Here is a 14,674-nt window from a genome sequence, read left to right on the forward strand (position 1 = left end):
CAGCAACGTTTTCCCCGCGCTCGCGCCCTCACGGTGCGCAGCGGCGCGGTGGTCCGTGGTTTGAGAGAGATGTGAGGCAATGACCAAGATCATCATCGATGGCAAAGAGATCGATGTGCCGCCGGAGTACACGCTGTTGCAGGCGTGCGAGGCGGCGGGCGCCGAGATCCCGCGCTTCTGCTATCATGAGCGGCTGTCGATCGCCGGCAACTGCCGGATGTGCCTCGTCGAGGTGAAGGGCGGACCGAAACCGGTCGCGAGCTGCGCCTGGGGCGTGCGCGACTGCCGGCCGGGCCCGAAGGGCGAGCCGCCGGAGATCTCGACGCGGTCGCCGATGGTCAAGAAGGCGCGCGAAGGCGTGATGGAATTCCTTCTGATCAACCATCCGCTGGACTGCCCGATCTGCGACCAGGGCGGCGAGTGTGACCTGCAGGACCAGGCGATGGGCTATGGTGTGGACACCAGCCGCTTTGCCGAGAACAAGCGCGCCGTCGAGGACAAGTATCTCGGCGCATTGGTCAAGACCTCGATGAACCGCTGCATCCAGTGCACGCGTTGCGTCCGCTTCTCGGCGGAAGTCTGCGGCGTGCCGGAAATGGGCGCGATCGGCCGTGGCGAGGACATGGAGATCACGACGTATCTCGAGCAGGCGCTGAGTTCGGAGCTGCAGGGCAATCTGGTCGACATCTGCCCGGTCGGTGCGCTGACCTCGAAGCCCTACGCTTTCGCCGCACGCCCCTGGGAGCTCGGCAAGACGCAGTCGATCGACGTCATGGACGGCGTGGGCTCGGCGATCCGTGTCGACACCCGCGGCCGCGAGGTGATGCGCATCCTGCCGCGCATCAACGATTCCGTGAACGAAGAGTGGATCTCCGACAAGACCCGCCATGTCGTCGACGGCCTGCGCACGCAGCGGCTCGATCGTCCCTACGTTCGCGAGGATGGCAAGCTGCGCGCCGCCTCCTGGCCGGAGGCGTTCAAGGCGATTGCCACCAAGCTGTCGCGCATCGACGGCAAGCGCATCGGCGCGATCGCCGGCGATCTCGCCGCGGTCGAAGAGATGTTCGCGCTCAAGGATCTGCTCGCCAAGCTCGGCTCGACCAACGTCGCGGTGCAAGGCGGTGACAGCTTCGATGCCAAGCTCGGCCGTGCGTCCTATCTGTTCAATCCGACCATCGCGGGTATCGAGCAGGCCGATGCGATCCTGATCATTGGCGCCAATCCGCGCAAGGAAGCGGCCGTCCTCAACGCCCGCATCCGCAAGCGCTGGCGCTCGGGCCAGCTCAAGGTCGGCGTGGTCGGTCCCAAGGCCGACCTGACCTATGCCTATGAGCACATCGGCGCGGGCACGGACTCGCTGAGCGACGTCGCCGCCGGCAAACACTCGTTTGCAACCACCTTCCGCAACGCCAAGAACCCGATCGTGCTGGTCGGCGCCGGCGCCGCCGCGCGCCACGATGGCGGCGCGATCCTGTCGCTGGCCGCCAAGATCGCAATGGACGTCAACGCCGTGCGCGACGACTGGAACGGCTTTGCCGTGCTGCACGACACCGCCTCGCGGGTCGGCGCCCTCGACATCGGCTTCAACGGCACCGGCCTCACGGCTGCGCAGATGACGACGTTCGGCACCATGGACGTGATGTTCCTGCTCGGCGCTGACGAGGTCGAGGTGCCCGAGGGCGTTTTCGTCGTCTACATCGGTACCCATGGCGACCGCGGTGCCCATCGTGCCGATGTCATCCTGCCGGGGGCTGCCTACACCGAGAAGTCCGGGCTCTACGTCAACACCGAGGGCCGGGTGCAGATGACGGGCCGGGCGTCATTCCCGCCGGGCGAGGCACGCGAGGACTGGGCAATCATCCGGGCGCTGTCCGACGTGCTCGGCAGGAAGCTCGGCTACGACTCGCTGGCCGCGCTGCGCGTTGCGATCATCAAGGCCGTGCCGCATCTTGGCCGCGTCGACCAGATCGAGGCGGGCAAGATCGCCGACATCAAGACCCTGGCTGGCAAGGGCGGCAACCTCGAGAAGGCACCGTTCAAGCCGCTGATCGACGACTTCTATCTCACCAATCCGATCGCGCGCGCATCGGCGGTCATGGCGGAATGTTCCCGCCTGGCTTCCGGGCAGATGCTGACGGCAGCGGAGTGAGCGTGACCTGATGGCTGATTTCTTCGCAAGCTCGTTCTGGACCGGCTTCCTCTGGCCGCTGATCATCATGGTCGCGCAGAGCGTCCTGCTGCTCGTCGTCCTGCTGGTCGCGATCGCCTACATCCTGCTGGCCGACCGGAAGATCTGGGCGGCGGTGCAGATCCGCAGGGGTCCCAACGTGGTCGGGCCCTGGGGCCTGTTCCAGTCGTTCGCAGACCTGCTGAAGTTCGTGCTCAAGGAGCCGATCATTCCGGCCGGCGCCAACAAGGGCGTGTTCCTGCTGGCACCGCTGGTCTCCTGCGTGCTGGCGCTGGCGGCCTGGGCGGTGATCCCGACCAATCTCGGCTGGGCGATCGCCGACATCAATGTCGGCATTCTCTTCATCTTCGCGATCTCGTCACTGTCGATCTACGGCATCATCATGGCCGGCTGGTCGTCGAACTCGAAGTATCCGTTCCTGGCGGCGCTGCGCTCGGCGGCGCAGATGGTGTCCTACGAGGTCTCGATCGGCTTCGTCATCATCACCGTGCTGCTCTGCGCCGGCACCTTGAACCTCTCGGCGGTGGTCGAGGCGCAGCATGCCCGCGGGCTTGCGAGCCTGATCGGCCTGCCGCAGCTGACGATCCTGAACTGGTACGTCTGGCCGCTGTTCCCGATGTTCGTGGTGTTCTACGTCTCGGCGCTGGCCGAGACCAACCGTCCGCCCTTCGATCTCGTTGAGGCGGAATCGGAGCTCGTTGCCGGCTTCATGGTGGAATACGGCTCGACGCCGTATCTGCTGTTCATGCTCGGCGAGTATGTCGCGATCACCACGATGTGCGCGCTGGCGACGATCCTGTTTCTGGGCGGCTGGCTGCCGCCGATCGATCTGCCGCCGTTCAACTGGGTGCCGGGCGTCATCTGGTTCTCGCTCAAGCTGTTCTTCATGTTCTTCCTGATCGCGATGGCGAAAGCGATCGTGCCGCGCTACCGCTACGACCAGTTGATGCGACTGGGCTGGAAAGTGTTCCTGCCGCTGTCGCTGGCCATGGTGGTCATCGTCGCAGGCGTGCTGCACTTCGCCGGCATCGCGCCGAAATGAGGCTGTCATGAACATTTCCGCCACCGCACGGTCGCTGCTGCTGCAGGAGTTCGTCTCCGCGTTCTTCCTCGCGATGCGCTACTTCTTCCAGCCGAAGCCGACCCTGAACTATCCGTTCGAGAAGGGCCCGATCTCGCCGCGCTTCCGCGGCGAGCACGCGTTGCGGCGCTATCCCAATGGCGAAGAGCGCTGCATCGCCTGCAAGCTGTGCGAGGCGGTCTGTCCCGCGCAGGCGATCACGATCGAGGCCGGTCCGCGCCGCAACGACGGCACCCGTCGCACGGTGCGCTACGACATCGACATGGTGAAGTGCATCTACTGCGGCCTGTGCCAGGAAGCTTGTCCGGTCGACGCCATCGTCGAAGGACCGAACTTCGAGTTCGCGACCGAGACCCGCGAGGAGCTGTATTATGACAAGGCCAAGCTGCTCGCGAATGGCGACCGCTGGGAGCGCGAGATCTCCAAAGCCATCGCGCTCGACGCGCCGTACCGCTGAGGGTGTAATCGTGGACATTTGGATGCACATTCCCGCCGCGACGGCAGTCGGCTCTCTCCCCCCTTGTGGGGGAGAGGTGGAGAGGGGGGTAAGCCCCGCACTCTGGACTCGCGGCTTACCCCCCTCCCTAACCCTCCCCCACAAGGGGGGAGGGAACGCAGCGTCATCAGCCGCCCGATTTGTCGCGAACCGCGGGAGCCTCGCATGATCCTTCCTGCGCTGTTCTTCTATCTCTTCGCGGCGGTCTGCGTGGCTTCGGCCGTGATGGTGATCGTCTCGAAGAACCCCGTTCACTCGGTGCTCTATCTGATCCTCGCCTTCGTCAACGCCTCCGGCCTGTTCGTGCTGATGGGCGCCGAATTCCTGGCGATGATCCTCGTGGTCGTCTACGTCGGCGCGGTCGCGGTGCTGTTCCTGTTCGTGATCATGATGCTCGATGTCGACTTCACGGAGCTGCGCGAGGGCTTCCTGCAGTACATGCCGATCGGCCTGGTCATCGGCGGCATCTTCCTGTTCGAGCTGCTGCTGACGGTGTCCTACTGGGTCATCAACCCGACGACGCCGAAGGCGATCACCGCGGCGATCCCGACCAACGTCACCAACACCGAGGCGCTCGGCCTCGTGCTCTATACGAAGTACATCCATTACTTCCAACTCTCCGGCATGATCCTGCTGGTGGCGATGATCGGCGCGATCATGCTGACGCTGCGCCACAAGGCGAGCGTCAAGCGCCAGGACATCAACGTCCAGAACGCGCGCACGCCGGAGATGGCGATGGCGGTCCGCAAGGTCGCGGTCGGGCAGGGGCTGCAGGATACGGACGCGGCGGAGTGGGTGAAATGACCATCGGATTGGGACACTATCTCGCCGTCGCCGCCATGCTGTTCACGCTCGGCATCCTCGGCATCTTCCTGAACCGCAAGAACATCATCGTCATCCTGATGTCGGTCGAGCTGATCCTGCTCGCGGTGAACATCAATCTGGTGGCGTTCTCGACATTCCTGGGCGACATCGTCGGGCAGGTGTTCGCGCTGCTGGTTCTGACAGTTGCGGCGGCGGAAGCCGCGATCGGCCTTGCCGTGCTGGTGGTCTACTTCCGCAACCGCGGCTCGATTGCGGTCGAAGACGTCAATATGATGAAGGGCTAAGGGCGCATGATCCGCACAGATGGGGGCCGGCTCGCCGGCAAGGTCATGCGTAAGGGAACGGGCGAATGATCCAGGCCATTGTCTTTCTGCCGCTGCTGGGCGCGATCCTGGCCGGCCTGATCGCGCTGCTCGGCGCGCATGCGCGCCATCCGAGCGGTGATACGGTCGAGCATCATCACGACGACGGTCATCACCACGGCGCCGCCGACGCGCACGTGCACGCGCATGACGATCACGGCCACGGACACGACGACCATCATGTCGCCGAGCCGCCGGCCTCCGGCACCTGGGCGGCGCAGGTGATCACGACGGCGCTGCTGTTCGTGTCGGCCGGCCTGTCCTGGGCGATGCTGATCAGCGTCGGCTTCATGCACCACGAGGCGGGCGTGAAAGAGCTGTTGCCCTGGATCAATTCCGGCGAGCTGCAGGTGTCCTGGGCGCTGCGTGTCGACACGCTCACGGCGGTGATGCTGGTCGTTGTGACCAGCGTGTCCTCGCTCGTCCACCTCTATTCGATCGGCTATATGGACGAGGATCCGAACCGTCCGCGCTTCTTCGCCTATCTCAGCCTGTTCACCTTCGCGATGCTGATGCTGGTGACCGCGAACAACCTCGTGCAACTGTTCTTCGGCTGGGAGGGCGTCGGTCTGGCGAGCTACCTGCTGATCGGCTTCTGGTTCCAGAAGCCGTCGGCCAACGCTGCCGCCATCAAGGCCTTCGTCGTCAACCGCGTCGGCGATTTCGGCTTCGCGCTCGGCATCTTCGCCGTGTTCCTGCTGGCGAAGTCGACCGACTTCGAGACCATCTTCGCCGCCGCGCCGAGCTTTGCCGGCAAGACCATCAACTTCCTCGGCTGGCATGCCGACGCGCTGACCCTGACCTGCCTGCTGCTGTTCATGGGCGCCATGGGCAAGTCGGCGCAGTTCCTGCTGCACACCTGGCTGCCGGACGCGATGGAAGGTCCGACCCCGGTCTCGGCGCTGATCCATGCCGCGACCATGGTCACCGCCGGCGTCTTCATGGTCGCGCGCCTGTCGCCGCTGTTCGAGCTCGCCCCGAACGCGCAGGCCGTCGTGATGTTCTTCGGCGCGACCACGGCGTTCTTCGCTGCGACCGTCGGCCTCGTGCAGAACGACATCAAGCGCATCGTCGCCTACTCGACCTGCTCGCAGCTCGGCTACATGTTCGTGGCGATGGGAGCAGGGGCCTACTCGGTCGGCATGTTCCATCTGTTCACGCATGCCTTCTTCAAGGCGCTGCTGTTCTTGGGCTCTGGCTCGGTGATCTACGCGATGCATCACGAGCAGGACATCCGCAACATGGGCGGCCTGTGGCGCAAGATCCCATACACCTTCGCGGTGATGACGGTCGGCACCCTGGCGCTCACCGGCTTCCCCGGCTTCGCAGGCTTCTTCTCCAAGGATGCGATCATCGAGGCCGCGTACGCCGCGCACAATCCGTTCGCGACCTACGCGTATTTCCTCACCATTGTCGCCGCCGGCCTGACCTCGTTCTATTCCTGGCGCCTGGTGTTCAAGACCTTCTTCGGCACGCCGCACGATCAGCATCATTATGATGCCGCACACGAGAGCCCGATCTGGATGCTCATCCCGATCGGCGTGCTCGCGGCAGGCTCGATCCTGGCCGGCCTCCCGTTCAAGGGCGTGTTCACCGATCCCCATGGCGTCGAGCACTTCTTCGGCGAGTCGCTGAAGATGAACCCGCACATTCTCGAAGACATGGAGCACATGCCGGCCTGGCTCGCTCAGCTTCCCTTCGTCATGATGGTGCTGGGATTTGTGGTCTCCTACATCTTCTACGTCAGACGTCCGGACATCCCGGAGGAGCTCGCCGCGCAGCAGCCGCTGCTCTACAAGTTCCTGCTCAACAAGTGGTACTTCGACGAGCTGTATGACGTGATCTTCGTCCGTCCGGCGAAGTGGCTCGGCCGCTTCCTCTGGAAGAAGGGCGACGGCTTCGTCATCGACGGCTTCGGTCCGGACGGTGTCTCGGCGCGGGTGCTCGACATCACGCGCAACGTCGTCAAGATCCAGACCGGGTACCTCTATCATTACGCCTTTGCCATGCTGATCGGCGTCGCCGGCCTGATCACCTGGTTCATGTTCATGGGGGGCCAGCAATGACCACCTGGCCAATTCTCTCCGTCGTCACCTTCCTGCCGATCGTCGGTGCGCTGCTGATCTATCTGGTCCGCGGCGACGACGAGGCAGCCCGGCGCAATGCGCGCTGGATCGCGCTATGGACCACGCTGATCACGTTCGCGGTGTCGGTGATCCTGGTACTGCGCTTCGATCCCGCCCAGACCGACTTCCAATTCGTCGAGAAGTCGAACTGGCTGGCGGCCGGCATCAGCTACCACATGGGCGTCGACGGCATTTCGCTGCCGTTCGTGATCCTGACCACCGCTTTGATGCCGTTCTGCATCGTCGCGAGCTGGAAGTCGGTGACCAACCGGCTGCGCGAATACATGATGGCGTTCCTGATCCTGGAAACGCTGATGGTCGGCACGTTCTCGGCGCTCGACCTCGTGCTGTTCTATCTGTTCTTCGAGGGCGGCCTGATTCCGATGTTCCTGATCATCGGGGTCTGGGGCGGTCCGCGCCGGGTCTACGCCTCGTTCAAGTTCTTCCTCTACACGCTGCTCGGCTCGGTGCTGATGCTGCTCGCCATCATGGCGCTGTACTGGAACGCCGGCACGACCGACATCCCGACCCTGATGCACACTGCGGTGCCGCGGTCCTTGCAGACCTGGGCGTGGCTGGCTTTCTTCGCCTCCTTTGCGGTGAAGATGCCGATGTGGCCGGTTCATACCTGGCTGCCGGATGCGCACGTCGAGGCGCCGACCGCGGGCTCGGTGATCCTGGCCGCGATCCTCTTGAAGATGGGTGGCTACGGCTTCCTGCGCTTCTCGCTGCCGATGTTCCCGCTGGCCTCGCACGACTTCGCGCCGCTGGTGTTCACGCTCTCGGCGATCGCGATCATCTACACCTCGCTGGTCGCGCTGATGCAGGAGGACATCAAGAAGCTGATCGCCTACTCATCGGTGGCGCATATGGGCTTCGTCACCATGGGCATCTTCGCGGGCACCATGCAGGGTGTCGCCGGAGGCGTGTTCCAGATGATTTCCCACGGTATCGTCTCGGGCGCGCTGTTCCTTTGCGTCGGCGTGGTCTATGACCGCATGCATACCCGCGAGATCGCGGCCTACGGCGGCCTCGTGAACCGGATGCCGGTCTATGCTCTGGTGTTCATGGTGTTCACGATGGCCAATGTCGGCCTGCCCGGCACGTCCGGCTTCGTCGGCGAGTTCATGACTCTGCTCGGCACTTTCAAGGTGTCGATCCCGACCGCGTTCTTCGCGACATCAGGCGTCATCCTCTCGGCGGCCTACGCGTTGTGGCTTTACCGCAAGGTGGTGTTCGGTGCGCTGACCAAGCCGTCGCTCGCCAGCATCAAAGATCTCACCCTGCGTGAGGGCGTGATCCTGTTTCCGCTGGTGGCGCTGACCATCCTGTTCGGCGTTTATCCGAAGCCGATCCTCGACATGTCGGCGGCGTCGGTGCAGCAGCTCGTCAACAACTACAATACCGCCGTGACGGCCGTGAAGGCCGCCGCGCTGCTCCAATGATGAGACCTTGAGGGGTCGGGACACAGACGATGATCGAGAATCTTGGGCCTCAGCTTTGGGTGGTGCTGCCGGAGCTGTTGTTGGCCGTGGGGGCCATGGCGCTGTTGATGCTGGGCGCGTTTCGCGGGCAGGAGACGACGGGGCTCGTCACGTGGTTGGCGGTCGCTCTGCTGATCGTGGTCGGCATCCTCGTGCTCAGGCAGCCGGGCGGCCAGGCCTTCGGCGGCAGCTTCATCGCTGACAGCTATGCGCGCTTCCTGAAGATCCTGGCGCTGATCGGTTCGATCGCGACCCTGATCATGTCGGCGGAGTTCCTGTCGAAGCCCGATCGTCGCATCTTCGAATATGCGATCCTCGTGCTGCTCTCGACCTTGGGCATGCTGGTGCTGATCTCGGCCGGCGACCTGATCACGCTCTACCTCGGTCTCGAGCTGATGTCGCTCGCGCTCTACGTCGTCGCGGCCAGCCATCGTGACAACGTCAAGTCGACCGAAGCCGGCCTGAAGTATTTCGTGCTCGGCGCGCTGTCCTCCGGCATGCTGCTCTACGGCGCCTCGCTGATCTACGGCTTCACCGGCACGGTGAGTTTTGCCGGAATCGCGGCGGTGACCAAGACCGGCAGCGTCGGCATCATCTTCGGCCTCGTCTTCCTGTTCGCCGGCATGTGCTTCAAGGTCTCGGCGGTGCCGTTCCACATGTGGACGCCGGACGTCTATGAAGGCGCGCCGACGCCGGTGACGGCGTTCTTCGCCTCCGCGCCCAAGGTCGCGGCGATGGCCGTATTCGCGCGCGTCGCGCTGACGGCGTTTCCCGGCATCACCTTCCAGTGGCAGCAGATCATCGTGTTCGTCTCGATCGCCTCGATGGCGCTCGGCTCGTTCGCCGCGATCGGCCAGACCAACATCAAGCGCCTGATGGCCTATTCGTCGATCGGCCACATGGGCTTTGCGCTGGTCGGTCTCGCCGCCGGTACGGTCGAGGGCGCGCAGGGCGTGCTGACCTACATCGCGATCTATGTCGCGATGACGCTCGGCTCGTTCGCCGTGATCATGGCGATCAAGCGCAACGGCCAGTCGTTCGAGAAGATCAGCGACTTCTCGGGGCTGTCGCGCACCAATCCGCTGCTTGCCTTCTTCTTCGCGATGCTGCTGTTCTCGCTGGCCGGCGTGCCGCCGCTCGCGGGCTTCTTCGCCAAATGGTACGTCTTCGTCGCTGCCATCAAGGCCGGGCTGTTCACGCTGTCGGTGATCGGCGTGCTCACCAGCGTGGTCGGCGCCTACTATTATCTCCTGATCGTCAAGACGATGTATTTCGACGAGCCGCTGCCGACGCTCGATCCGGTCCGTATCGAGCTGCGCACGGTGCTCGCGATCTCCGGCGTCTTCAACATCCTGTTCTTCGCCTATCCCGGCCCGCTGGTCAGCGCGGCCGCGGCCGCGGCGAAGTCGCTGTTCTAGATGACGTTTGCGCTAGGGTCCCAGGCTGACAAGGCTGGCTACCGACTCGTCACGTTCGACCAGACCGGCTCAACCAATGTCGAGGCGCTGAAGTCGGCCCGAGAGGGCGGCAAGGCGCCGTGCTGGTTTGTCACATCTGAGCAGACGGCCGGGCGCGGCCGGCGCCAGCGCCCGTGGATCGCCCCGCGCGGCAATCTGGCCTCGAGCGTGCTGGAAGTGCTGAACGTGGCTCCTGCGATCGCAGCCACACTCGGCTTCGCCGCCGGCCTCTCCATCGAGAGCGCGTTGCGCCAGGTGAGCATCGAGGCCGCGCTGCGGTCCGGAGCACGCGCGTCATTCGCGCTGAAATGGCCCAACGACGTGCTGGCTGACGGCCGCAAGATCGTCGGCATGCTGCTCGAGGCGGAGCAGGTGGCTCAAGGGCTTGCGGTGGTTGCCGGTATTGGAACCAACGTGGTCGCGGCGCCGCTGGATACCCCGACACCGGCGGTGTCGTTGGCGGACCTCGGCATCCAGGTGACCGCCGAGGACCTGTTCTCGGCGCTGTCGGATGCCTGGGTCGAGTATTTCGGCATCTGGAACGAGGGACGGGGCTTCGGTGACATCCGGAAACTCTGGCTCGAGCGCGCCGCAGGCCTCGGCCAGCCGGTCGCCATCAGGTCCGGACATGCTATCATCGAGGGGATTTTCGACACGATCGACGAACAGGGTTGTATGCTGGTGCGGACCGCGGAGGGACGATTGGAGCCGATCACGGCCGGTGATGTTCATTTCGGCTCGGTCGCATCCAAAGGAGCGGTCTAGATGGCACGTCCCGACGAACTGACATTTGCGCCGCTCGGAGGTGTCGGCGAGATCGGCATGAACCTGTCGATCTACGGGCTCGGCAATCGCCACCAGCGCTCATGGCTCGCGATCGATCTTGGCGTCTCCTTCGGCGACGAGGAGCATCTGCCGGGCATCGACCTGATCATGCCCGACGTCGCTTTCCTGGAGAAGGAGCGCAACAATCTCGTCGGCCTCGTGCTGACCCACGCGCATGAGGATCATTTCGGCGCGATCATAGACCTGTGGCCGCGGCTGAAGTGCCCGATCTACGCGACCAAGTTCAGCGCCGCACTGTTCGAGGCCAAGTGCGAGGCCGAGCGCCTCCCAGCCAAGATCCCGGTCAAGGTGATCCCCTCCGGCGGCCGCGTCGATATCGGTCCGTTCAACGTCGAGTTCATTCCGGTCGCGCATTCGATCCCTGAATCGCACGCGCTGGCGATCCACACCGAGGTCGGCACTGTCCTGCATACCGGCGACTGGAAGATCGATCCGACGCCGGTGCTGGGCGCGCCGACCGACGAGAAGCGGCTGCGCGAGCTCGGTGATGCCGGATTGCTCGCACTGATCGGCGATTCCACCAATGCCGTGCGCGAGGGACGCTCGCCGTCCGAGGCCGAGGTTGCCAAGACGATCGCGGCTTTGGTGAAGGAAGCAAAGGGCCGCGTGGCCGTGACCACCTTCGCCTCCAACGTCGCGCGTATCCGCGCCGTTGCCGAAGCGGCGCGCGAGGCCGAGCGCGAGGTCGTCATCGTCGGCCGTGCCATGGAACGCGTGGTCCAGGTCGCGCGTGAGACCGGTTATCTCGACGGCGTGCAGAACTTCCGTGGCATGGATCTCTACGGCCATTTCCCGGCCGACAAGGTGCTCGCGCTCTGCACCGGCAGCCAGGGCGAGCCGCGCGCGGCGCTCTCGCGCATCGCCAATGACGATCATCCGCTGGTCACCTTGAACAAGGGCGACACCGTCATCTTCTCGTCGCGCACCATCCCCGGCAACGAGAAGGCGGTCGGCGCCGTCATCAACGGGCTGGTGCAGCAGGGCATCGAGATCATCACCGACCGCAACCATCTCGTCCATGTCTCCGGCCACCCGCGCCGCGACGAGCTGCGCGACATGATCGCGTGGACGCGGCCGCAGCTCCTGATCCCCGTGCATGGCGAGGCGCTGCATCTGCACGAGCACGCGAGGCTGGCGCGCGCCTGCGGCGTGCCCAAGGTCATCACCTGCCGCAATGGCGACCTCGTCAAGCTCGGCCCCGGTGATCCCGGAATCATCGACCAACTGCCGGCGGGGCGGCTCTACAAGGACGGCAGCATCGTCGAGGATTCGAAGTCGCGCGCTGTGGTCGAGCGTCGCAAGATGGCCTTTGCCGGCTGCATCTTCGTGGCGCTCGCCATCACCGAGAAGGGCGAGCTGGCCGACGATCCCGAGGTCGACATGGTCGGCATCCCCGAGAAGAATGCGGCGGGCGAGGAGATGGACGACATCGTCTTCGATGCTGTCGTTTCCACCTTCGAAGGTCTGCCGCGGGCGCGTCGGCGCGATTCTGACGCCGCGGCAGAATCCGTCCGGCGGGCGGTGCGTTCGGCGGTCAATGAGCAGTGGGGCAAGAAGCCGATCTGTCTCGTCCATGTGTTGGAAGTCTGACGCGGGCCTGCTGAACGGCCGTTCAAAAAGAAAAGTGGAGGATGTCATGCTGGGCCGGCTCAACCACGTCGCCATCGCGGTCAAGGACGCCGAAAAGGCCGCCAGGATTTATGGTGCCGCATTCGGTGCTGAGATTTCGGCGGCGGTGCCGCTGCCGGAGCATGGCGTGATCACGGTGTTCGTCACTCTGCCCAACACCAAGATCGAGTTCATCCAGCCGCTGGGCGAGGCGTCACCGATCGCCAAATTCCTCGAGCGCAATGCGGACGGCGGCATCCATCACGTCTGCTACGAGGTGGCCGACATCATCGCCTCGCGCGACACCCTGATCAAGGAGGGCGCCCGCGTGCTCGGCGACGGCCAGCCGAAGATCGGCGCGCATGGCAAGCCGGTGCTGTTCCTGCATCCGAAGGATTTTTCCGGCGCGCTCGTCGAGATCGAGCAGGCCTGAGGCAGCGGGGCAGCGATGGCCTACACGATCTCCACCTGGCTCGCGATCTACTTCGTGATGTGGTGGGTCACGCTGTTCGTGACCCTGCCGTTCGGCATCCGCAGCCAGCACGAGTCCGGCGGAGGCCCGCTAGGCACCGATCCCGGTGCGCCGACGATCAGCCGAATGGGGCGGCGCCTGATCTGGACGACGCTGCTGTCGGCCGCGATCTTCGCCCTGTCACTCGTGGCCTATCAGGCCGGCTATCTCAGCGTTGAGCGGCTGTCGCGGCTGATGGGCGTGCCATTCTGAGCCGATTGCGTTGCACAATTTTCGCTGCGAGGCCGGTGCGCGGACGCGCATCGGCTTTTTTGTTATAGGAGGTCAAAACAAGTTCGACAGGGAGGTCGCGCGTGACGACATCGGCCGAGCCTCGGCAGGGCATGCCATCGGGCTATCGCATTCTGGATGAAGTGGAGCTTCGCAACTATCTCGCGGAGACGTCGTCGGTGGCTGCGCAGCTTGGCGGAGCAGCCGATCGCTGGGACATCACCGAGGTGGGCGACGGCAACCTCAACCTCGTTTTCATCGTCAAGGGGACGTCTGGCGGTCTCGCGGTGAAGCAGGCGCTGCCTTACGTGCGCCTGGTCGGCGAGAGCTGGCCGCTGCCGCTGTCACGCTCCCACTATGAGCACCTCGCGCTCATCCATCAGGGCCGGCTGGCACCGGGGCTGGTGCCGGCCATCGTTCATCATGATCCGGCGCTGGCGCTGACGGCGATGGAGCTGCTGGAGCCGCACATCATCATGCGCAAGGGGCTGGTCGCGGGCACGATCTACCCGGCCTTCGTCGATCACATCACGACCTTCATGGCGCGGACGCTGTTCTTCTCGTCCGACCTCGCCTTGACGGCTGCAGAGAAGAAGGAGGCGATCGCAAGCTTTGCCGGCAATCATGCGCTGTGCAAGATCACCGAGGATTTGATCTTCACCGATCCCTATCGCATCGCCGAACAGAATCGCTGGACGTCACCGTGGCTCGACGCGACCGCGGCCGACATTCGCGCCGACCTCGATCTGCACGTCGCGATCTCCAGGCTCAAGCTGAAATTCCTGTCGTGTGCCGAGGCGCTGATCCATGGCGACCTGCACACCGGGTCGATCATGGTGACGGACACCGAGACCAAGGTGATCGACCCCGAATTCGCCTTCTACGGTCCGATGGGATTCGACGTCGGTGCGGTCCTCGCCAATCTTCTGATGGCCTATTTTGCGTCCGAAGGACACGAGCAGCGGGCGGGCGAGCGGGAGCACTTCGAGGGATGGGTGCTGGCGGCAGTCGATGAGGTCTGGTCCGGTTTCGCGGACAAGTTCCTGGCGCTTTGGCGCAGCGAGGCGACAGGCGATGCGTATCCGCGGTCACTGTTTCCGGGTGAAGCGGGCGCCGCACGCCTGGAGACCGAGCGTCAGGCCTACGTGGCGAGATTGTTCCAGGACGCCATCGGTTTCACCGCGGCCAAGATCATTCGTCGCATCCTCGGCCTCGCGCACAACATCGATTTCGAACTGATCGAGGACGCCAAGCGGCGCGCGACCTGCGAGGTGCGGGCACTGCGGTTGGCACGGACGCTGATGGTGGAGACGACGACGTTCACGACGATCGGGGCGGTGACGCGGGCTGCCCGCGAGTTGCGCCACTGGCAGCCGGGGCTTTAATTCCGTCGCCTCGGCCTTCTACGTCGTTATGAGGGGCGAGCTGCGCTCGCAACGTTGCGGAAGAGCTCGTAGCC

At 64.5% G+C, this 14,674-nt stretch carries 13 protein-coding genes; all 13 read left to right on the forward strand.

Annotated elements, in window-relative coordinates; genetic code table 11:
• Positions 1 to 79: 79 nt before the first annotated feature.
• The 13 genes from nuoG to mtnK all read left to right on the forward strand — a co-directional run bounded on the left by nuoG (position 80) and on the right by mtnK (position 14,600).
• Positions 80 to 2,149, forward strand: a complete 2,070-nt coding sequence (gene nuoG, locus QX048_RS06260; protein ID WP_315827171.1) for an NADH-quinone oxidoreductase subunit NuoG — start codon at positions 80 to 82, stop codon at positions 2,147 to 2,149.
• Positions 2,150 to 2,159: 10 nt separating this feature from the next.
• A complete protein-coding gene (gene nuoH, locus QX048_RS06265; protein ID WP_315711556.1) occupies positions 2,160 to 3,230 on the forward strand; it encodes an NADH-quinone oxidoreductase subunit NuoH in 1,071 nt (356 codons plus the stop codon).
• A gap of 7 nt (positions 3,231 to 3,237) precedes the next feature.
• A complete protein-coding gene (gene nuoI, locus QX048_RS06270) occupies positions 3,238 to 3,726 on the forward strand; it encodes an NADH-quinone oxidoreductase subunit NuoI (protein WP_006611003.1) in 489 nt (162 codons plus the stop codon).
• Positions 3,727 to 3,930: 204 nt separating this feature from the next.
• A complete protein-coding gene (locus QX048_RS06275) occupies positions 3,931 to 4,569 on the forward strand; it encodes an NADH-quinone oxidoreductase subunit J (RefSeq protein ID WP_315827170.1) in 639 nt (212 codons plus the stop codon).
• A complete protein-coding gene (gene nuoK / locus QX048_RS06280) occupies positions 4,566 to 4,874 on the forward strand; it encodes an NADH-quinone oxidoreductase subunit NuoK (protein WP_315711558.1) in 309 nt (102 codons plus the stop codon). The genes QX048_RS06275 and nuoK overlap by 4 nt, the downstream gene beginning before the upstream one ends.
• 65 nt (positions 4,875 to 4,939) lie before the next feature.
• Positions 4,940 to 7,018, forward strand: a complete 2,079-nt coding sequence (gene nuoL, locus QX048_RS06285; protein WP_315827169.1) for an NADH-quinone oxidoreductase subunit L — start codon at positions 4,940 to 4,942, stop codon at positions 7,016 to 7,018.
• Positions 7,015 to 8,523, forward strand: a complete 1,509-nt coding sequence (locus QX048_RS06290; RefSeq protein ID WP_315827168.1) for an NADH-quinone oxidoreductase subunit M — start codon at positions 7,015 to 7,017, stop codon at positions 8,521 to 8,523. The genes nuoL and QX048_RS06290 overlap by 4 nt, the downstream gene beginning before the upstream one ends.
• Before the next feature lie 29 nt (positions 8,524 to 8,552).
• Positions 8,553 to 9,980: an NADH-quinone oxidoreductase subunit NuoN gene (gene nuoN / locus QX048_RS06295; protein ID WP_315750893.1), complete on the forward strand. Its 1,428-nt coding sequence runs from the start codon at positions 8,553 to 8,555 to the stop codon at positions 9,978 to 9,980.
• Positions 9,981 to 10,784, forward strand: a complete 804-nt coding sequence (locus tag QX048_RS06300) for a biotin--[acetyl-CoA-carboxylase] ligase (RefSeq protein WP_315711562.1) — start codon at positions 9,981 to 9,983, stop codon at positions 10,782 to 10,784.
• Positions 10,785 to 12,455, forward strand: a complete 1,671-nt coding sequence (locus tag QX048_RS06305; RefSeq protein ID WP_315711563.1) for a ribonuclease J — start codon at positions 10,785 to 10,787, stop codon at positions 12,453 to 12,455.
• Positions 12,456 to 12,501: 46 nt separating this feature from the next.
• On the forward strand, positions 12,502 to 12,906 hold the full coding sequence (gene mce, locus QX048_RS06310) for a methylmalonyl-CoA epimerase (protein WP_315711564.1): 405 nt from the start codon (positions 12,502 to 12,504) through the stop codon (positions 12,904 to 12,906).
• Positions 12,907 to 12,921: 15 nt separating this feature from the next.
• A complete protein-coding gene (locus QX048_RS06315; protein ID WP_315827167.1) occupies positions 12,922 to 13,197 on the forward strand; it encodes a DUF1467 family protein in 276 nt (91 codons plus the stop codon).
• A 101-nt stretch (positions 13,198 to 13,298) separates the two neighbouring features.
• Complete coding sequence (gene mtnK, locus QX048_RS06320) at positions 13,299 to 14,600, forward strand: S-methyl-5-thioribose kinase (protein ID WP_315827166.1); 1,302 nt, start codon at positions 13,299 to 13,301, stop codon at positions 14,598 to 14,600.
• The last annotated feature ends 74 nt before the right edge of the window (positions 14,601 to 14,674 follow it).

The organism is Bradyrhizobium sp. SZCCHNS30572, assembly GCF_032484415.1.
GTDB lineage: Bacteria > Pseudomonadota > Alphaproteobacteria > Rhizobiales > Xanthobacteraceae > Bradyrhizobium.

Excerpts from the sequence above, each read along its gene's own strand:
- nuoG (WP_315827171.1), top strand. The coding sequence starts at position 80 with ATGACCAAGATCATCATCGATGGCAAAGAGATCGATGTGCCGCCGGAG.
- nuoH (WP_315711556.1), top strand. The coding sequence starts at position 2,160 with ATGGCTGATTTCTTCGCAAGCTCGTTCTGGACCGGCTTCCTCTGGCCG.
- nuoI (WP_006611003.1), top strand. The coding sequence starts at position 3,238 with ATGAACATTTCCGCCACCGCACGGTCGCTGCTGCTGCAGGAGTTCGTC.
- QX048_RS06275 (WP_315827170.1), top strand. The coding sequence starts at position 3,931 with ATGATCCTTCCTGCGCTGTTCTTCTATCTCTTCGCGGCGGTCTGCGTG.
- nuoK (WP_315711558.1), top strand. The coding sequence starts at position 4,566 with ATGACCATCGGATTGGGACACTATCTCGCCGTCGCCGCCATGCTGTTC.
- nuoL (WP_315827169.1), top strand. The coding sequence starts at position 4,940 with ATGATCCAGGCCATTGTCTTTCTGCCGCTGCTGGGCGCGATCCTGGCC.
- QX048_RS06290 (WP_315827168.1), top strand. The coding sequence starts at position 7,015 with ATGACCACCTGGCCAATTCTCTCCGTCGTCACCTTCCTGCCGATCGTC.
- nuoN (WP_315750893.1), top strand. The coding sequence starts at position 8,553 with ATGATCGAGAATCTTGGGCCTCAGCTTTGGGTGGTGCTGCCGGAGCTG.
- QX048_RS06300 (WP_315711562.1), top strand. The coding sequence starts at position 9,981 with ATGACGTTTGCGCTAGGGTCCCAGGCTGACAAGGCTGGCTACCGACTC.
- QX048_RS06305 (WP_315711563.1), top strand. The coding sequence starts at position 10,785 with ATGGCACGTCCCGACGAACTGACATTTGCGCCGCTCGGAGGTGTCGGC.
- mce (WP_315711564.1), top strand. The coding sequence starts at position 12,502 with ATGCTGGGCCGGCTCAACCACGTCGCCATCGCGGTCAAGGACGCCGAA.
- QX048_RS06315 (WP_315827167.1), top strand. The coding sequence starts at position 12,922 with ATGGCCTACACGATCTCCACCTGGCTCGCGATCTACTTCGTGATGTGG.